Below are 18,457 nucleotides of genomic sequence, written 5' to 3' on the forward strand. Positions count from 1 at the left end.
ATAGGAAAAGACAAGATGAAAATCGGCCTTGGGCTCTACCGGGAGCAACTCACCCCGGATAACTTTCAGTTTGCCGTGCAGGCGGGGGCGACCCATGTCGTCGCGCATCTGACCAACTATTTCGCCGGCAAGGATCCGAAGATCGACAGTGGCGATCAGGGCGGCTGGGGCGATTGTTCCGGCGATCGGCTCTGGACCTACGAAGAGCTGTCGGCGCTGGTGAAGGATGTGCGCGCCGGTGGCCTGGAGATAGCGGCGATCGAGAATTTCTCGCCGCGTTTCTGGCATGACGTGCTGCTCGACGGGCCTGAGAGGGCTTCGCAGATCGAGGGGCTGAAGCAGCTCATTCGCGACGCCGGCCGCGCCGGGATTCCCTGCATCGGCTACAATTTCTCGCTCGCCGGTGTCTATGGCTGGACCCGCGGACCCTATGCCCGCGGCGGTGCGGAATCTGTCGGCTTCGGCGTCGAAAACAGCATTGCGCCAAGCCCGGATGCGCCGATCCCCGACGGCATGATCTGGAATATGCGCTATCGTCGCGGCGTCGCCGGCGCTGCCTCCGTTTCCGTCAGCTCGGCCGAACTCTGGGAGCGCCTCGGCCACTTCCTGAAGGAGGTCGTGCCGGTCGCCCAAGAGGCGGGTGTCGTGCTCGGCGCCCATCCTGACGACCCGCCAGCCGAGGAACTGCGTGGCACGGCACGGCTCGTCAACCGGCCGGAGAAATACGATCGGCTGATGTCGATCGTCGACTCGCCCTCGAACGGGCTCGAACTCTGCCTCGGCTCGCTGCAGGAAATGCCGGGCGGCGACATCTATGAGCACGTCCGCCGCTTCGCCCGCTCCGGCCGCATCGGCTACATCCACTTCCGCAACGTGCGCGGAAAGATGCCGCGTTATGTCGAGACCTTCGTCGATGAGGGCGATATCGACATGGCCGAGATCATCCGCATCCTGCGCGACGAGAACTATCAGGGCGTAATGATCCCCGACCATACGCCGGCCATGACCTGCAGCGCCTCCTGGCACGCCGGCAAGGCGTTCGCGCTCGGCTACATGAAGGCGCTGGTGCAGAATGCCGAGGCGCTCGGGCCCTCGTGGTCGATCCCGACAAGCATCGCAGCGGAATAGGAGGTGGCGATGGCCCGTGAGCTTGTCTGCGTCGCGCCTGTCGGCGACCGCTGCGGAGAGGGTGCCGTCTGGTCGGCGGACGAGGCGGCGCTCTACTGGACCGACATCAACCGGTTTCTGATCCATCGCTATGACGAGGCAACACGAGCGGTCCGGACGTGGCTGTTCGACGAGCCGGTGGTGGCGATCTCGCTGACCCGTGAAGACGGACGGCTGCTGGTCGCGCTCGGTTCGAAGCTCATCTGGTGGTGGCCCGAAACCGATCGGCGGCAGGATCACAGCTTCGTTCTGCCCGGTGCGCCGCGGGTGCGGCTCAATGACGGCCGCGCCGATCCCCTCGGAAATTTCTGGGTCGGCTCGATGAAGAACAACGTTCTTCCCGATGGCCAGCTTGGCGACGTTGCCCCGGGCGAGGGCATCCTCTACCGGATCGCAGTCGACGGGTCCGTCACCGAATGGCGGCACGGGCTCGGCATTTCCAACACGCTCTGCTGGAGCCCGGATCGAACCACCTTCTATTTCGGCGATACGCTGGCAAACGAAGTCTATGCCTTCGATTATCATGCTGCGGATGGCTCGATATCCGGCGAACGACCCTTCTTCACCGGCTTCGATCGCGGCGCGCCCGACGGTTCGGCGATAGACAGCGAAGGCTTTCTCTGGAACTGCCGCTATGGCGGAAGCTGCATCGCCCGCATCGCGCCCGATGGGAGCCTTGCCGAGGCGATCGACATGCCGGTCACCAACATCACCACCTGCACCTTCGGCGGTGCAGACTTGAAGACGCTCTACATCACCACGGCCGGGGGAGGGCCAGCCGAGCGCCTTGCCGGCAGCCTCTATGCCATGCGCGTCGAGGTCCCGGGCATGCCGGAAAATCGGTATGGGGCGGCAACACGGTGAGCGCAGAGACAACACGGCGCGCGCTTGCCTGGGCGCATGGTTGCCTCTCGGTGCAGTCGGCGGGCGGCATGCTCGGCCCGGTGCTGTTCCTGCTGCCGGACGGTCGCCAGGTCAGCCCCTTGCATGTGGCGCCCTGGGGCAACGACCCCACGCGGGAGACGCTTCCGGAAATTCTGAGGGAGCTGCGCGGCGAGTGGCCGTGCGCGCCTTTCGGCAGCGACGCGGACCGCACGCTGCCCGAGGGATGGTCGGCGACCGGCGAGAGCTTCGCTGGCGCCGACGTGCCGCATGGCCATAGCTCCAACGTCCATTGGGACTGGGGCGCTTGCGACGACCGTCAGATCACCATGGAATGCCATTATCCGGAGAACCATCCGATCCGACTGCTGCGGCGGCGGATCGTGCCGGATCCCAATGCGGCGGCTGTCGACCTCACCTTGGAAATCGAGGCGCGGCGTCCGTGCCGCCTGCCGATTGGTCTGCATCCGACGTTCCGGCTCTCGAGCCGCCCCGGTTCGGTAGCCATCGAACCGGGTGCTTATGACCAAGTCTGGAGTTTTCCGGGCGATGTCGAGCCGGGTGCGGCTCTGTTTTCGCCCAACCGGCAGTGGTCGTCGCTCGGCAAGGTCGATACACGTGGCGATGCGAGCATCGACGCATCGCAGGTGCCGCTCATCGAAGACACCGAGGACCTGCTGCAGCTCTCCGGTATCGATGGCAGCTTGGCGCTCCACTATCGCGACGAGGGGTTTCGTGCGCGGCTCGCCTGGCAGAAGGAACATTTTCCGAGCCTGCTGCTCTGGTTCAGCAACCGCGGCCGCAAGGCCTATCCCTGGAACGGGCGACACGTGGCGCTCGGGGTCGAGCCGATCGCATCCGCCTTCGATCTCGGACCGGCGGTCTCGACAGCCGACAATCCCATCGCGGCATCGGGCGTTGCAACGGCAATTGCCTTCGAGCCCGGCCAGACATTCACCACCCGCTATCGGCTGTCCGTCGAAGCCGCTCCGATCGGCTGAACGGCGTTCGCCCGGACCTATACAACTGAAAGGCCAAGAGAATGAAATTGCTGCGTCTCATCGTCGGCGGCTCCGCCGTGCCCTGCATCCTCGACGGCGAGGGCAAGGCGCGAAACGTGTCTTCACTCGTTCAGGATTTCACCGCGGAGACTTTGCCTGGTGTCTTGGCACTACTCTCCGGCGGCGATCTGGCGGCTCTGCCGATCGTGCCGGTGGTCGACGCGGACATCCTGCCGCCGGTCGCAAGGCCCGGCACGATCTGGTGCGTCGGCCTCAACTACTCCGACCACGCGGAAGAAGCGGGGCTGCCGGTGCCGTCCGAACCGATCCTCTTCAACAAGGCGGCCGGCACCTATTGCGGCCCGAACGCGCCGCTTTTTTACTCCGAAAAAATGTCGAAGCTCGACTGGGAGGTTGAGCTCGGCATCGTCATCGGCAAACGCGCCCTGAACGTGCCGCGTGCCGAGGCCATGGGGCATGTCTTCGGTTACACGGTCGTCAACGATGTCTCCGAACGCGCCTGGCAGATGGAGCGCGGCGGGCAATGGGTGAAGGGCAAGAGCTTCCCGAACTTCTGCCCGACAGGTCCGTGGCTTGTGACCCGCGACGAAGTGCCGGATCCGCAGACGCTGTCCATGTGGCTCGACGTCAACGGCGAGCGCATGCAGGCGGGCACGACCGCCCGCATGATTTTCGATGTCGCGACCATCGTCTCCTACATGAGCGAGTTCTGCGTGCTGGAGCCCGGCGATCTCATCTGCACCGGCACGCCGCCGGGCGTCGGCATGGGCAAGAAGCCGCCGCGCTACCTCAAGCCGGAAGATGTGGTGGAACTTGGTATCGATGGCCTCGGCCGCCAGCGGCAGGTCGTTCAATCCCTCTAGACATGCGGAAGGATCTCACCATGAAGGAAAAGTCGGGACGATTGGCCGGGCGCGTTGCCGTGGTCACGGCCGCCGGCCAGGGCATCGGCCGCGCCGTCGCCGAACGGTTGATGGCCGACGGTGCCGAGGTCCACGCCAGCGACATCAATGTCGAGCTGCTCGCCACCCTCGATGGTGCTGCGACGACGCGGCTCGATGCGACGGATCATGGGGCCGTCAGCGCCTATTTCGAAGGCTTCGATCGGGTCGATATCCTCGTGCATGCGGTCGGCTACGTGCATCAGGGCACGATCGAGGAATGCTCGCCCGCCGATTGGCGCCGCTCGGTGAACATCACGCTCGACAGCGCTTACAACGTCATTGCCGGCGCGATCCCGAAGATGAAGGCCAATGGCGGCAGCATCGTCACCATCGGTTCGGTCGCCTCGTCTATCAAGGGGTTCCCGCGGCGTGCCGCCTATGGTGCTGCCAAGGGTGGTGTTATCGGTCTGACCAAGGCAGTGGCGGCCGACTACGTCTCTCAGGGCATCCGCTGCAATTCGGTCTGCCCCGGAACGGTGGCTTCGCCTTCCCTGGAGGAGCGCATCGGCGAACTCGGTGAAAAGCTCGGAAGCCGGGACGAAGCCTACCGGTCCTTCATCAGCCGGCAACCAGCCGGCCGTTTCGGTACCGTCGAGGAAGTCGCCGCCATCTGCGCCTTCCTCGCCTCGGACGAGGCGGCCTTCATCACTGGCCAGGCCATCAACATCGACGGCGGCATCACGATCTGAGACCTCGTCTTCCGCCAAAGCCATGAAACGCAAAACACCTCCGGATGCGCTCCGGAGGTGTTCGTTTGTCGTGGCTTTCGGCAGGCCCGAGGACGATAGCTTCAGGTGTCGGCTTTGGCTTACGCCGAGAGTGCCTTGAACTCGGCAAGGATCGCGTCGCCCATCTCCGTGGTGCCGACTTTCTTCGCCCCTTCGGCCATGATGTCGCCGGTGCGGATGCCCTGGTCGAGCACGGTGGCGATCGCCTTCTCCAGATTGTCGGCTTCCTTCACCAGGTTGAAGGAGTAGCGCAGGCACATGGCAAACGAGGCGATCATCGCGATCGGGTTGGCAATGCCCTGGCCGGCAATGTCGGGGGCCGAGCCATGCACCGGCTCATAGAGCGCCTTGCGCTTGCCGGTGACGCCGTCCGGTGCGCCGAGCGAGGCCGACGGCAGCATGCCGAGCGAACCGGTGAGCATGGCGGCCACGTCCGACAGCATGTCGCCGAACAGGTTGTCGGTGACGATGACGTCGAACTGCTTGGGCTGGCGCACCAGCTGCATGCCGCCGGCGTCGGCCAGCATGTGCTCGAGCTGGACGTCGGAGTACTTCGCCTTGTGCGTCTCGGTCACCACCTGGTTCCACAAGACGCCCGACTTCATGACGTTGCGCTTTTCCATCGAGCAGACGCGGTTTTGCCGCGTGCGGGCGAGTTCGAAGGCGACGCCGGCGATGCGCTCGATCTCGTAGGTGTCGTAGACCTGGGTGTCGATGCCGCGCTTCTGGCCGTTGCCGAGATCGACGATCTCCTTCGGTTCGCCGAAATAGACGCCACCGGTGAGTTCGCGCACGATCAGGATGTCGAGGCCTTCGACCAGTTCCGGCTTCAGCGACGAGGCGGCAGCCAGCGCCGGATAGCAGATCGCCGGGCGCAGGTTGGCGAAGAGTTCGAGGTCCTTGCGCAGGCGCAGCAGGCCCGCTTCCGGGCGAACCTCGTAGGGCACCGCATCCCACTTCGGACCGCCGACGGCGCCGAACAGCACCGCATCGGCGGCGAGCGCCTTTGCCATGTCCTCTTCCGAGATCGCCTGGCCGTGGGCGTCATAGGCCGAACCGCCGACCAGGCCCTCGTCCGTCACGAAGCCGGCAGAAAGCTCGGCATTCATGTAGGCGATGATTTTGCGGACTTCCGCCATGGCTTCCGGGCCGATGCCGTCGCCGGGGAGGATGAAAAGTTTGCGGGCCATTGTCGGCACTCCTGTGGTTTTCAGTCTGTGTAAAGCGGCAGGGCCGCGTTGATGATGATGCGGGCTAGGCTGCCTTCGCGCCTTCGATCTGCCCGATGCGCTCACGCAGCGTGTTGGCGACAGCCTGCGAGGCCGAAGACACGGCGATCTCGAGGCTGGCCTTGCCGCCGTCCACCTCGATCGCGAGTTTCGAAACGTTGACGCCGAGCCGGCGAACGATATCGAGCAGGCGGGAGACGATGTTTTCGAGATCGCCGCTCTCGATGGTGTAGCGCATCGTGTCGCTCATCATGCGACCTTCGGCCAGGGGCGCTGCTCGGGGCGCATGGTCTCGAAGGCACGTGCGAGGCGGAGCACGCCGATATCGTCGAACTGCTGGCCGATGATCTGCAGGCCGATCGGCAGGCCGCCTGCGGTATAGTCGCAGTTGAGCGAGATTGCCGGCTGGCCGCCCATATTGACGGCGACGGTGAAGGCGATGTGCTCGAACGGCTTCTGCGGGTCGTTGAGCGGCGAGGCCCATTCGGCCGGATAGGAGGCCGTCGGCGCGGTCGGCGAGAGGATGAAGTCATAGCCGGAAAGTGCTGCATGCAGCGCGTTGCGCATCGCCTCGATCTGGGCGAAGCCGGTATAGACCTCACGGCCGTTAAAGTCCTCGGCCGTTTTGATCCAGTCGAAGATGTAGGGCAGGATCTGCGCCTGCTTTTCCGGCGAAAGGCGCGAAACGTCTTCCCAGCCGCGCGCCCGCCAGAAGCGGTCGAGACCGTCGATCATCTCGCGTGTCAGGAACGGGCCGATCGGTTCGATAATCGCGCCGGCGTCGGCAAAGAGCTGGGCCGCCTTCTTGACTGCCTGCTCCGTTTCCTCCGTGACCGACTGGCCGAAGCCGGCGTCGAGCCAGAGGCCGATCTTCAGACCTTTCAGATCACGATCGAGATCGAGCCAGGGAATATCGGCATAGGGCAGGGACATCGTGTCCCGGGCGTCCGGCTGCGACAGCACCGACATGTAAAGCGCCGTGTCGGCGACCGTGCGGGTCATCGGGCCCGCGACGCGGCCGATGAAAGGCGGGTTGATCGGCACGCGGCCGGCCGATGGCTTCAGGCCAACGACGCCGCACCAGCCGGCCGGCAGACGGACCGAGCCGCCGATATCCGTGCCAATGTGCAAAGGCCCGTAGCCGGCGGCGGCGGCCGCGCCCGCGCCGGCGCTCGATCCGCCCGGATTGGCAGAGAGGTCCCACGGGTTGCGGGCAAGCTTGTGGAAGCTGGAAAGGCCGGAGGAGAGCATGCCGTAGTCCGGCATGGTGGTCTTGGCGAGCAGAATGCCGCCCGCCTCGCGGGTGCGGGCTGCCGGCGGCGCGTCGGCCGTGGCCGGCGTCAATGACACCGCGGCGCAACCGAGCGGCACGGCCGTGCCCTTGGTTGCGATGTTTTCCTTGATCGTCACCGGCACGCCGTCGATCGCCCCCAGAGGCTCGCCCTTTGCCCAGCGTTCCTCCGAAGCCCTGGCGGCCCTGCGCGCCTCAGTCGGGTCATAGGCCCAGAGCGCATTCAGCTTCGGCTCGGAAGCGTCGATGCGGGCAATGACGGCTTCCGTGACCTCGACGGGGGAAAGCTTCTTCGAGCGGTAGGCGTCGACAAGATCGACGGCAGAGAGATCGGCGAGTTCGGACATGGGGCACTTCCTAGGCAAAATGGCAGCGGGCGGACCAGGCCGGCGTTACCGGCTTGGCCTCAGGCGTTCGGGTCAGACAGATCTCCTGTCTTACGGGACAGACGGCGGCATAGGCGCAGCCGGCTGCGGTCGTTGCGGTATGGACGGGTGTTTGCGGTGGCCCATCGGAGCGCACGCGCTTGCGGCGCCCGGAAAACGGCTTGGGCACGGCCGCGACCAGCGCCCGAGTGTAAGGATGGCGCGGGTTGTCGAACACCTCTGAAGTCGGCCCTTCCTCTACGATGCGGCCGAGATGCATGACCGCGACCCTATCGGTGATGGCGCGCACGACACCAAGATCGTGGCTGATGAAGAGGTAGGAAAGGCCGAGCTTTTCCTGCAGGTCCATCATCAGGTTCAAAACCTGCGCTTGGATCGAGACATCGAGGGCCGACACCGGCTCGTCGGCGACGATCAGCGCCGGTCTGGTGATCAGCGCGCGGGCGATGGCGATGCGCTGGCGCTGGCCACCGGAGAACTCGTGCGGATACTTGTCGGCCGATGCCAAGGGTAGGCCGACGGCCTCCAGCACCTCGGCGATGCGCCGGCTGCGCTCGGCGGCACCCGATCCGCGCTCCAGCGAAACGATCGGCTCGGAGATGATCGTCCTGACGGTGTGGCGCGGATCGAGCGAGCCGTAGGGATCCTGGAAAATGGCCTGAAAGCCTTTGCGCGCCTCGCGCAAACCGGCGCGATCGAGCGCATAGATATCCTTGCCGGCAATCGAGACCTGGCCGGACTGAGGTCGTTCCAGCCCCATCACGGCGCGGGCAAGCGTCGATTTGCCAGAGCCGCTTTCCCCGACGATGCCGAGGCTCTGGCCGGCGGCCAGTTCGACGCTGACGCCGTGCAGCACGCGCAGGCGGTTCTGCTTCGAGAAGATCGACGGGCGCGGCAGGTCGTATTCGCGCACCAGATCGGTGGTCTTGAGGATCACCTCGCTCACGATGCCACCATCCTTTCGCGCGGATGAAAGCAGGCGGCGCGATGCTCGACATTTTCATCGGTGTTGATCAGGTCCAGCGCCGGGATCGCCTGACGACAGTCCGGCTGGGCATAGGAACAGCGGTCGGCAAAGGAGCAATGCGGCGGCCGGCCAAACGGGTCAGGCACGATGCCGGGAATGGCGTTCAGCCTTGGCCGCCCTTCACTTGGATGTCGCGGGGCGAGTGCTGCGCCATGTGGCGAGGCGGCGAAAAGGCCGCGTGCATAGGGATGCGCCATGCGGGCAAAGACATCGTCCGTGCGCCCGGTTTCGATGATCCGGCCGGCATACATGACGGCGATGCGGTCGGTCATTTCGGAGACGACGCCGAGATCGTGGGTGATCAGCATCAGCGCCGTGCCGGTGTCTTCGATCAACTCGTCGAGCAGGTCGAGGATCTGCGCCTGTACGGTCACGTCGAGTGCGGTCGTCGGCTCGTCGGCGATCAGCAGGTCCGGCTCGCAGGCGATCGCCATGGCGATCATCACGCGCTGGCGTTGACCGCCGGAAAGCTGGTGTGGGTAGAGGTCCAGATCGAACCGCGGCGCCGGTAGGCCGACGCGGTCGAGCAGCGCGCGCGCCTTCTTCTCGGCGTCGGCTTTCGTTTCGCCGAGGTGCAGCCGCCGGCCCTCGGCGATCTGTGCGCCGATCGACTTGACCGGATTGAGCGCCGTCATCGGCTCCTGGAAGATCATCGCCATGCGCCGGCCGCGGTAGCGGCAATAGTCGGCTTCGCTCAAACCGGCGAGATCGCTGCCATCGAAGGCAAGTTTGCCGCGCACCCGCATGCGCTGCGGCAGCAGGCCCATGACGGCAAGGGCGGTCATCGACTTGCCGCTGCCGGATTCGCCGACGATCCCAAGCCGTTCGCCGCGATTGAGCTCGAGGTCGATGTCGCAGACGATATCGACGGTGTTCTTGCCGGCTGCGAGTTCGACCGACATGCCGGCCATCTGAAGCAAGGGTTTCGTCATCTTTGCCGCCTCACGCGCGGGTCGAGAATGTCGCGCAGGCCGTCGCCGAGCAGGTTGAGGCCGAGCACGGCGAAGGTGATAGCAAGGCCCGGGAAGATCGCGAGCCACGGCGCCTGGTAGATGAAGGTCTGGGCGTCGTTCAGCATCTTGCCCCAACTCGGCATCGGCGGCTGGGTGCCGAGGCCGACATAGGAAAGGCCGGCTTCGGCGACGATCGCGAGGGCAAACTGGATCGTCACCTGGACGAGCAGCACGTGGTTGATGTTGGGCAGGATGTGCAGAAACGTGATCGCCACGTCGCCGCGCCCGGCGCAGCGCGCGGCTTGCACATATTCGCGTTTCCACAGACCCATCGAGGCGCCGCGGGTGACGCGGGCAAAGACCGGGATGTTGAAGATGCCGATTGCGATCATCGCATTGGTCGCACCGGGGCCGAAGATCGCGGTGATGATGACGGCGGTCAAAAGCGCCGGAAAGGCGAAGGCTAGGTCGCTCATGCGCATCACGAGACCGTCGACCCAGCCACCGCGGGCGGCCGCCCAGGCGCCGAGTGGCACGCCGATGCCGGCGCCGACCAGCACCGCGACGATCGAGACGCTGATCGAGTTGCGGGCGCCGACCATGATCATCGAGAGGATGTCGCGGCCGAAATTGTCGGTGCCGAACCAATGGGCAAGGCTCGGCCCCTGCAGCTTGTCGCGGAAGTTCATCGCCGTCGGCGAATAGGGTGTCCAGACATAGGAGACGAGCGCCATCGCCACGAGGATGACGGTGACGGTGGCGCCGATCGTCAGGTTTCGGCTGCCGATGAGCTTGGAGAAGAGGCTGGGTTGCGCGGCGGCTGCTTGAGCGGACATCAGTGGCCTCCCCTCGACAGGCGCGGATCCAGATAGCCGTAGACCAGATCGACGAGGAAATTGATGGTGATGACCGAGGCCGCAAGCAGCGTCACCAGCGTCTGCACCGTCACCAGGTCGCGCTGGGCGATCGCCTGGAAGACGAGGCGGCCGATGCCTGGCAGGTTGAAGACGTTCTCGATGATGATCGTGCCGGCAAGCAGGAAGGAGAACTGCAGACCGATGATAGTGACAACCGGGATCAGCGCATTCGGCACCGCATGTTTCCAGAGCGCGCCGGAGCGGCTGAGTCCCTTGGCGCGGGCGGTGCGAATGAAATCTTCGCCGAGCGTTTCGATGACGGCCGAGCGGGTGACGCGGCCGAGAATGGCGGCAAGCGGCAGGCCGAGCGCGAGCGCCGGTAGGATCAGCGAATGGAGGCCGTTCCAGATACCGCCTTCCCAGCCGGCAAAGCCGGAGGCCGGGAACCAGGCGAGCTTCAGGGCGAAGAGCAGAATGAAGAGCAGCGCCAGCCAGAAATTGGGAATGGCGACGCCGACCTGGGCGATGCCCATGACGACGGTGTCGCCGGCCTTGCCGCGGTTGGCGGCGGCATAGACGCCGATGGCGATGGCGACGACGACGGAGATCGCCATGGAGAGCAGCGCCAGCGGCAGCGTCACCAGGATGCGCGGCCCGAGCAGTTCGCGGATCGGCACCGAGTAAGTCAGGCTCATGCCGAAATCGCCGACGACGAAGCCGCCGATCCAGTGGAGGTAGCGGATCCAGATCGGTTGATCGAGGCCGAGCTGCCGGTGCAGCGCCGCGATCGCATCAGCGTCGGCATTCATGCCGAGCATCAGCACGGCCGGGTCGCCGGGCAGCACCTGCATCAGCAGAAAGACGATGACTGAGGCGACCAGTGTCGTCAGCAAGAGCGACACGAGACGACCGCCAATGAAGGAAATCACATCAACCTCCCGGAAAGAGCGAGCGTTGACCGGCGCCGGGTGCGATGGCCAACGACAGACCTGCGCCCGCCCCAATCGAGAGGGCGGATGCTGGAGCGGGATGAGGAAAAGTGCATGCGGTTTCCGCCCGCATCCCGCTCAATGAACGTCGATCAGTTTTCCCAATAGGTCTGGGTCTGGTCGTCGGCCGGCACCGGCATGTTCTTCCAGAGACCCTTCACCTTCTTGTTCCAGACGCCGATCTTCGGCAGTGCATAGAGGAAGACGTTCGGCTCGTCGGCTGCGAGCTTGCGCTGGAGCTGGCCGATCAGGTCCATCTGCTCGGCTTCGGTCGAAGCCAGCGTGTAGGACTTGTAGAGCGCCTTGTACTCAGGGTTCTGGTAGTTGAAGTAGTACTTGTCGCGGGCATAGATATCGAGGTCGCGAGCTTCCGCATGGGCGATGATCGTCGCGTCGAAGTTGGAGTTCTTGAACACCTGATCCAGCCACTGCGCGAACTCGATCGGCACGAGGTTCACCTTGACGCCGACTTCGGCGAGCATCGCCGCGATGATCTCGCCGCCACGACGCGCATAGGCCGGCGGCGGTAGCATGATGGTGATTTCGAGGTTCTGAACGCCTGCTTCCTGCAGCAGTTGCTGCGCCTTGCCGGGGTCGTAAGGGTAGGTTTCGTTGAGATCGACATACCCGGGCTCGACCGGCGAATAATGCGAGCCGATGGTCGTGCCGAAGCCGGAGTAGGTGCCTTCGACCAGCGCCTTGCGGTCGATTGCGTGGGCGAGCGCCTGGCGGACGCGCACGTCGTCGAAGGGCTTCTTCGCATTGTTGAGCGCAAGCACCACCTTGCCCGAGGTGCTGCCAACCTCGACCTGCAGGTTCGGATCGCTCTGGAACTGGCTCACCAGTTCCGCCGCCTGGAACATCGGGAAGGCATCGACATTGCCGGCGAGAACGGCGGCGGCCGCAGCCGACGGGTCGCTGATGAACTTGAAGGTCACTTCGCTGAGCTTGGCGGGTTCGCCCCAATAGTCGGCGTTCTTTTCCAGCACGACCTTGTCGCCCTTTGCCCATTCCTTGAACTTGAACGGGCCGGTTCCGACGGGCTTGGCCTTGTTGTCTGCGGCCGACGACGGCGCGATCATCACCGCATCGCCCCAGGCCATGTTGAACAGAAAGTTGGAGGCCGGACGCTTCAGCGTCACGACGGCGGTCGCCGGATCCGGGCATTCGGTCTTTTCGATCGGCTCGAACAGGCCCTTCTGGGCATTGGTGGAATCGGCCGAGACGGCGCGCTCATAGGAGAATTTGACCACCGAGCAATCGAAGGCGGTGCCATCGTGGAACTTGACGCCCTGGCGAAGCTTGAAGCTGTAGGTCTTCTGGTCGTCGGAGACCGTCCAGCTTTCGGCGAGCAGCGGCTTCACCGTGCCGTCTTCGACCACGCGGACGAGACCTTCAAAGACGTTGCCGTAGGTGATGTAGCGGATCGGTGCTGCGGCACCGGCGGTCGGGTCGAGGCCCGGCGGCTCGAGCACCTGGCCGACGGTGATCGTATCCTTGGCCATTGCCGGCGTCAGCGACGCGGCGATGAAGCACGAGGCAAGCGCCAGTTTCGTCAAGTTCATCATGGTTCCCCCGCTTTGCGGTTTCGTTGTTTATGGTCCCAGAAATCGGATCGAAGTAATCAGATCGAGCGCCCGCCGTCGACGTCGAGCGCCACGCCGGTGATCATCGACGCCTGCGGCGAGGCGACGAAGAAGGCGGCCTCGGCGAGATCCTCGGGCTTCAGCAGGCGCCCGAGCGGAATGGAGTCGCGGAACTTCTTGCGGATTTCCTCGCTATCCTCGCCCATGAAGGTGGTCAGCAGCGGCGTTTCGCCGGCAACCGGATTGAGCGCGACGACGCGGATGTTGAACGGCGCGAGTTCGATCGCCAGCGCCTTGGTGGCGGAAACGACCCAGCCCTTGGTCGCGTTGTACCAGGCAAGGTTCGGCCGCGGCCGGTTGGCGCCCGTCGAAGCGATGTTGACGATGACGCCGGACTTGTTGTCCTTCATGTGCGGCAGCAGCGCCCGCGTCATCAGATAGACGCCGCGCACATTGACGCCGAGGATGCGGTCGAACTCGTCCGGTTCGACCAGTTCGGCGTTTTGTGGCTTGTGGCCAATGCCGGCATTGTTGATCAGGATATCGACGCGGCCGAATTGTTTGAGGCCTGCGGCAACGGCCGCGTTAACTTCGGCTTCCTTGGCGATATCGGCAACCACGGGAAACGCGTTCTTGCCGAGTTCGCTCGCGACGCGCTCGGCGCCAGCGGCATCGCGGTCGACGACGATGACCTTGGCGCCGCCTTCGATGAACCGCTTCGCGATGCCCTCGCCGAAGCCGGAGCCTGCGCCGGTGATGAGAGCGACTTTACCTTCTAGTGACACGTGTAGTTCCTCCCGAGGAGACCTGGATCATGGGTTAGAGCGGGATGCGGGCGGAAAACCGCACACACTTTTCCTCATCCCGCTCTAGCCGTGGTAGACAGAGATGGTTTTCATGCTGGCAAAGCCGTAGAGGGCCTCGAAACCCTTCTCGCGGCCATGGCCGGATTTCTTGACGCCGCCGAACGGCAGCTCGACGCCGCCGCCGGCGCCGTAATTGTTGATGAAGACCTGGCCGGCGTGGACGGCGCGCGCCATCCGCAGCTGCCGGCCGCCGTCATTGGTCCAGACGCCGCAGACGAGGCCATAGTCGGTGCCGTTGGCAAGCCGGATCGCCTCCTCTTCGCCGTCGAACGGCATGATTACCTGGACCGGGCCGAAGATTTCTTCCTGCACCGTGCGGTGTTCATGCGGCACGTCGCGCAAAAGGGTGGGGGCGACATAGGCGCCTTCCGAGGGCGCGTCGGCGACGATCTCGCCCTGCGCCGCGACTTTCAGGCCATCCTTGGCGGCGTCGAGAAGGAAGCCCTCGACGATCGCCTTCTGCCGCTGCGAGACAACTGGGCCGACCGAGAGATCGCTGCCGGCTGGGCCGACCTTCAGGGCGCGGTATCGCTCACTCATGCGCGCCACCACGTCTTCGTAGACGGCGCGTTCGACCAGGATGCGCGACGAGGCCGAGCAGGTCTGGCCGGCATTCTGGATGCCGGCATTGACGAGGAAGGGGACCGCGCGGTCGAGATCCGCATCGGCAAAGACGATCTGCGCTGACTTGCCGCCGAGCTCCAGCGTCACCGGCACGGCATTCTTTGCCGCTGCCGCCTGCACCATTTCACCGGTGCGGACCGAACCGGTGAACGAGATATGGTTGACGTCAGGATGTTCGGAAAGAGCCGCACCCGCTTCCGAGCCGAAGCCGGTAACGATGTTGAGTGCGCCTGAAGGCAGGCCCTCTTCCTCGGCGATGCGGGCAAATTCCAGGATTGTCAGGCAGGCTTCTTCCGCCGGCTTCACCACGGCGGCATTACCCATCGCAAGGGCGGCACCCAGGCTGCGGCCGAGGATCTGCATCGGATAGTTCCAGGGGATGATGTGGCCCGTGACGCCATGTGGCTCGTAGACGGTCAGCACGGTGAAGCCGTTCTGATAGGGGATGGTGTCGCCATGCACCTTGTCGGCGGCACCGCCATAAAACTCGAGATAGCGGGCAAGTGCAACGACGTCGGCGCGCGCCTGGGTCAGCGGCTTGCCGACATCGCGCGCCTCAAGCTCCGTCAGGAGATCGATGTTGCGCAGCACGCCCGCCGAAATCCGGGTGAGAACCCGGCCGCGCTCGGTCGGCGTCAAACGCCCCCAGTCACCGGAGAGCGCTGCGCGTGCCGCACACACGGCGAGGTCGATATCGTCCCGGTTGCCCCGGGCGATGCGCGCGAATTCCTGGCCATTGGAGGGGTCCCTGACGGCGATGAACTCGCCGCCCGTTGCGTCCTGCCATGTGTTCGCGATGAAATTGCCGTAGGTCTTCACAGTCATGCCTCTTTGTCAGTCCCGCGCTCTTCAAGCAGCGCCTTCAGTCTCATGGCCGTCGCGTTGATGTGGGCGCGGGCCAGCTTCTCGGATTCATCAAGGTTGCGTGCGGCGATCGCCTCGACGATCAGCCCATGTTCGGCGACGGCCGTGCTCGCCCGTTCGCTGGACAGCGAAAACGCCGGCGCAAAGACCTGCGAGGTCATGCGCAGCAGCGGCCCGAGCGCGGCCAGCGACGCATTGCGCGAGGCCGCAACGATCGCCTCGTGAAAGACGACGTTGGATTGGGTGTAGGCGCCGGGATCCCAGTTCTCGACGATCTTGCGCTGGCGTTCGACCTGCTTGGCCAGGTCCTTGATCTCGGCAGTCGTTGCCCGCTCGGCGGCGTTGCGGGCAGCCACCCCATCCATCGCCTCACGCACCGCATAGGCGTCGAGCAGCTTCGGCAGGTCGGCGGTTGCGACCCGCACGCCGCTGCCCGGCTTGTTGACTACCAGCCCGTCGCGCTCGAGCACCCGCAGGGCCTCGCGCAACGGCGTGCGGCTGATGCCGAATTCGGCGGCGATCTTCTCCTGCCGGAGCGTCGCACCGGGGGCGTAGACGCCGGCATAGATGCGTTCGCGAAGGGCCTGCGCCACTTCGTCGAGCAGCCGTGACTGGCTTCGCCATTCAAAGGATTGGTTCATCGATCCCTCCCAAGATCGAGGCAAATTGTATCCAGGATACAGGCGGTGTCAATCCGGTGATGGCATCTAAGTCCCAGGGATTATCGGCAAGCGCTAGCGACGCCGCCGGCTTCGGCAATCCGGACTTGCGCCACTGCGTTGACGCGCCGCTCGTCGCGGCTTCTATTAGAAACAGCTATGGTGGGAGGCCGGCCGTGCAGATGCTTGATTGGATTGCGATTATCCTGTTCCTCGTGACCTGGGTGGGACTGGAGCCGATGATGGCGCTTGGCTGGCCGCGCCGGACCGACAGCCTGATGCTGGACATGGTGCGTGTCCGGCAGGCCTGGATGCGCGAGGTGCTGACGCGGGACAGCAACTTCATCGGTGACGCCGCCATCCTCGGTCACACGATCAACTCGGCCTCGTTCTTCGGCTCGGCCAATCTCATCGTCATCGTCGCCATGAGCAGCGCGCTCTTCATCCAGCCGACGATCGGTCTTCAGTCGGGCATCATCGCGATGTTCGCGCCGATCGAGCCGCTGTGGCTGTTTCAATGCAAGGTGCTGCTCGTCATGGCGACCTTGCTGCGCGGGTTGTCCGAATTCATCTGGGCGGTCCGGCAGATCAATTATTGCCTCGCGGCGATCGGCGCGAGCCCGTCGCGTGAAGAGGCCCGCGACATTGCCGCATGGGCCCACGCCCTGTCGCTGATGATCAATCCGGCCCTTCGCTCCTTCAGCCAGGGGGTGCGCTCCTACTATTTCACCGTGGCGGCGGCGCTCTGGTTCCTGGGGCCGATCGCCTTTGTTATCGCCATCGTCGGCTCGGTCGCGCTTCTCGTCTGGAGACACAGCTGGTCGGATACGGCCAAGGGCGTGATGGAAGTGCGCAGGCTGCTCGACGAGAGCCATCCGGTGGCCGCAGCGGCAGAACCCTCAACAGCCGTCAATTCTTCGGCGGCAAACAGCTAAGGGTTTTTGGCGTGACCGGTTGGAATCGGCCGGCGAGGGTACCACCTAGTATCTGTAACGCTCTGGAGGTGGTCGCCCATGTCGGACAAATCGATCAAGATCCCCGGTCCCGATCATCCGATCACCACCGAAAGAAACCCGGCCCGCGTCGTCGTCACACTCGGCGGGCGCGTCATCGCCGACACCCGCAATGCGCTGACCCTGCGCGAGGCATCCTATCCCGCGGTGCAGTACATCCCGCGGGAGGATACCGACATGTCCCTGCTTGAGCGCACGGATCATTCGTCCCATTGCCCCTATAAGGGTGACGCCTCCTATTTCAGCATCCCTTCGGGCGGCGAGCGGTCGCGCAATGCGGTCTGGACCTATGAAGACCCGCACCCGGCAGTGGCCGCCATCAAGGGGAGGTTGGCCTTCTATCCGGACCGGGTGGATTCGATCGAAGAGAGCCAGCCCTAGAGCTTCGGCTTCAACTGAACTTCTGCATTCACGCGAACGGCGACACCTTGGCCGCAGGGTCACGCGTCGCGAAGCCGAAACGTTTCGCGCACGGCCTTCAAGAATTCCGCAACTTTCGGCAGGTCGCCGAGTTGCTGGTGGAAGAGATAGTAAATGTGGGTGGACGGCCCGGACCACGCCGGAAGAACCGCAACGAGCCGTCCGGTGGAGACGCCGTCGGCGGCAAGCGCTTCGCTGAGCATGCCGATGCCGAGGCCCTCGGCGATCAGCCGCTCGCTGATCGCCGGATCGTCGACGACGATCGACGGCGGGCGCTCGAGCGTGAACTGCCTGATGCCGTCGGAGAGTACCCAATGGGCAAGATCCCGCCGCATGCGCGTCCGGTAGGCGATCAGCGCCACATGCATCAGGTCTTCCGGAGACGAGAGCGCCAATCCGGCGCAATAGGCCGGAGCGGCATAGAGGCGCGGCGCGATCGTTCCGATCTTCCGGTAGATCATCTCGCTGTCGACCGGCTGCCCCATCCTTAGGGCCACGTCGACGCCTTCGCCGATCAGATCGACATTCTGGTGGGTGGTCTGCACGTCGACCTGGACTTCGGGGCAGAGCGCCGCATAGCGCTTCAGGATCGGTGGCAGGAAGGTGCGGGCAAAGGCGACGGATGTCGCAATCCGCAGCCGTCCGCGCGCCGTGCCGTCGGCGGGTTGGAAGCCGGCGATGCCGCGGTCGATGAGTTCGACGGCGCCGCCGACCGACTCCAGCAGATGTTTGCCTGCCTCGGTCAGCGAGACCCGGCGGGTGGAGCGCAGCAGCAGGGCGACGCCAAGCGCGGCCTCAAGCTCGCCCAGGCGGCGGCTGACCGTGCTCGGCGGCAGGTGCAGGCGAAGCGCTGCTGAGGAAAAGCTCTCGGAGCGGGCGACCTCGAGGAAAATCCTGAGGCTGTTGAGATCGGCGAATTGGGGGGATTTCATGCGTTTCCGGAACAATCA

Annotated in this window: 19 protein-coding genes; 7 read left to right on the plus strand and 12 right to left on the minus strand. The window is 64.8% G+C overall.

Annotated elements, in window-relative coordinates; genetic code table 11:
- Window positions 1–15 precede the first annotated feature (15 nt).
- From ACIQUG_RS24605 to ACIQUG_RS24625, 5 genes are read left to right on the plus strand one after another with little or no spacing between them, the layout of a single operon-like run.
- Window positions 16–1,128, plus strand: coding sequence for a mannonate dehydratase (locus ACIQUG_RS24605; protein ID WP_402324734.1), 1,113 nt, complete (start codon window positions 16–18; stop codon window positions 1,126–1,128).
- A 9-nt stretch (window positions 1,129–1,137) separates the two neighbouring features.
- On the plus strand, window positions 1,138–2,031 hold the full coding sequence (locus ACIQUG_RS24610) for an SMP-30/gluconolactonase/LRE family protein (protein WP_402324736.1): 894 nt from the start codon (window positions 1,138–1,140) through the stop codon (window positions 2,029–2,031).
- Window positions 2,028–3,050: a hypothetical protein gene (locus ACIQUG_RS24615; protein ID WP_402324737.1), complete on the plus strand. Its 1,023-nt coding sequence runs from the start codon at window positions 2,028–2,030 to the stop codon at window positions 3,048–3,050. The genes ACIQUG_RS24610 and ACIQUG_RS24615 overlap by 4 nt, the downstream gene beginning before the upstream one ends.
- Window positions 3,051–3,091: 41 nt before the next feature.
- A complete protein-coding gene (locus ACIQUG_RS24620; RefSeq protein ID WP_402324738.1) occupies window positions 3,092–3,934 on the plus strand; it encodes a fumarylacetoacetate hydrolase family protein in 843 nt (280 codons plus the stop codon).
- 20 nt (window positions 3,935–3,954) lie between these two features.
- The gene (locus ACIQUG_RS24625) at window positions 3,955–4,704 is read left to right on the plus strand and encodes an SDR family oxidoreductase (protein ID WP_402324739.1); all 750 of its coding nucleotides are present in this window, start codon (window positions 3,955–3,957) and stop codon (window positions 4,702–4,704) included.
- A gap of 119 nt (window positions 4,705–4,823) precedes the next feature.
- On the opposite strand, the gene leuB is transcribed toward ACIQUG_RS24625, so the two are convergent.
- The 11 genes from leuB to ACIQUG_RS24680 all read right to left on the minus strand — a co-directional run bounded on the left by leuB (window position 4,824) and on the right by ACIQUG_RS24680 (window position 16,056).
- A complete protein-coding gene (leuB, locus tag ACIQUG_RS24630; RefSeq protein WP_402324740.1) occupies window positions 4,824–5,933 on the minus strand; it encodes a 3-isopropylmalate dehydrogenase in 1,110 nt (369 codons plus the stop codon).
- Between the two features lie 64 nt (window positions 5,934–5,997).
- On the minus strand, window positions 5,998–6,222 hold the full coding sequence (locus ACIQUG_RS24635; RefSeq protein WP_402324741.1) for a hypothetical protein: 225 nt from the start codon (window positions 6,220–6,222) through the stop codon (window positions 5,998–6,000).
- Window positions 6,222–7,610: an amidase gene (locus tag ACIQUG_RS24640; RefSeq protein WP_402324742.1), complete on the minus strand. Its 1,389-nt coding sequence runs from the start codon at window positions 7,608–7,610 to the stop codon at window positions 6,222–6,224. The genes ACIQUG_RS24635 and ACIQUG_RS24640 overlap by 1 nt, the downstream gene beginning before the upstream one ends.
- 10 nt (window positions 7,611–7,620) lie before the next feature.
- Window positions 7,621–8,595, minus strand: coding sequence for an ABC transporter ATP-binding protein (locus tag ACIQUG_RS24645; RefSeq protein WP_402324743.1), 975 nt, complete (start codon window positions 8,593–8,595; stop codon window positions 7,621–7,623).
- The gene (locus ACIQUG_RS24650) at window positions 8,592–9,608 is read right to left on the minus strand and encodes an ABC transporter ATP-binding protein (protein ID WP_402324744.1); all 1,017 of its coding nucleotides are present in this window, start codon (window positions 9,606–9,608) and stop codon (window positions 8,592–8,594) included. Before ACIQUG_RS24650 ends, ACIQUG_RS24645 begins: the two co-directional genes overlap by 4 nt.
- Window positions 9,605–10,465: an ABC transporter permease gene (locus ACIQUG_RS24655; RefSeq protein WP_113540774.1), complete on the minus strand. Its 861-nt coding sequence runs from the start codon at window positions 10,463–10,465 to the stop codon at window positions 9,605–9,607. The genes ACIQUG_RS24650 and ACIQUG_RS24655 overlap by 4 nt, the downstream gene beginning before the upstream one ends.
- Complete coding sequence (locus ACIQUG_RS24660; RefSeq protein ID WP_113540775.1) at window positions 10,465–11,415, minus strand: ABC transporter permease; 951 nt, start codon at window positions 11,413–11,415, stop codon at window positions 10,465–10,467. The genes ACIQUG_RS24655 and ACIQUG_RS24660 overlap by 1 nt, the downstream gene beginning before the upstream one ends.
- A 152-nt stretch (window positions 11,416–11,567) precedes the next feature.
- Window positions 11,568–13,043 carry an ABC transporter substrate-binding protein gene (locus tag ACIQUG_RS24665; RefSeq protein WP_402324745.1) on the minus strand — a complete coding sequence of 492 codons (1,476 nt, stop codon included), beginning with the start codon at window positions 13,041–13,043 and terminating at the stop codon, window positions 11,568–11,570.
- A gap of 56 nt (window positions 13,044–13,099) precedes the next feature.
- The gene (locus tag ACIQUG_RS24670; protein WP_192450062.1) at window positions 13,100–13,846 is read right to left on the minus strand and encodes a glucose 1-dehydrogenase; all 747 of its coding nucleotides are present in this window, start codon (window positions 13,844–13,846) and stop codon (window positions 13,100–13,102) included.
- 84 nt (window positions 13,847–13,930) lie between these two features.
- Window positions 13,931–15,376 (minus strand): aldehyde dehydrogenase family protein, encoded by a 1,446-nt coding sequence (locus ACIQUG_RS24675; RefSeq protein WP_402324746.1) that lies wholly within the window; start codon window positions 15,374–15,376, stop codon window positions 13,931–13,933.
- The gene (locus ACIQUG_RS24680) at window positions 15,373–16,056 is read right to left on the minus strand and encodes a GntR family transcriptional regulator (protein WP_205236033.1); all 684 of its coding nucleotides are present in this window, start codon (window positions 16,054–16,056) and stop codon (window positions 15,373–15,375) included. Before ACIQUG_RS24680 ends, ACIQUG_RS24675 begins: the two co-directional genes overlap by 4 nt.
- A gap of 200 nt (window positions 16,057–16,256) precedes the next feature.
- On the opposite strand from ACIQUG_RS24680, the gene ACIQUG_RS24685 reads away from it, so the two are divergent.
- On the plus strand, window positions 16,257–17,009 hold the full coding sequence (locus ACIQUG_RS24685) for a DUF599 domain-containing protein (RefSeq protein WP_402325190.1): 753 nt from the start codon (window positions 16,257–16,259) through the stop codon (window positions 17,007–17,009).
- A gap of 78 nt (window positions 17,010–17,087) precedes the next feature.
- Complete coding sequence (locus tag ACIQUG_RS24690; RefSeq protein ID WP_402324747.1) at window positions 17,088–17,468, plus strand: DUF427 domain-containing protein; 381 nt, start codon at window positions 17,088–17,090, stop codon at window positions 17,466–17,468.
- A 59-nt stretch (window positions 17,469–17,527) separates the two neighbouring features.
- Here the strand turns inward: ACIQUG_RS24690 and ACIQUG_RS24695 are convergent, their stop codons facing one another.
- Window positions 17,528–18,439, minus strand: a complete 912-nt coding sequence (locus tag ACIQUG_RS24695) for a LysR family transcriptional regulator (RefSeq protein ID WP_402324748.1) — start codon at window positions 18,437–18,439, stop codon at window positions 17,528–17,530.
- Between the last annotated feature and the right edge of the window lie 18 nt (window positions 18,440–18,457).

This window comes from Ensifer sp. NPDC090286, from assembly GCF_044769565.1.
Classification (GTDB): Bacteria; Pseudomonadota; Alphaproteobacteria; order Rhizobiales; family Rhizobiaceae; genus Ensifer.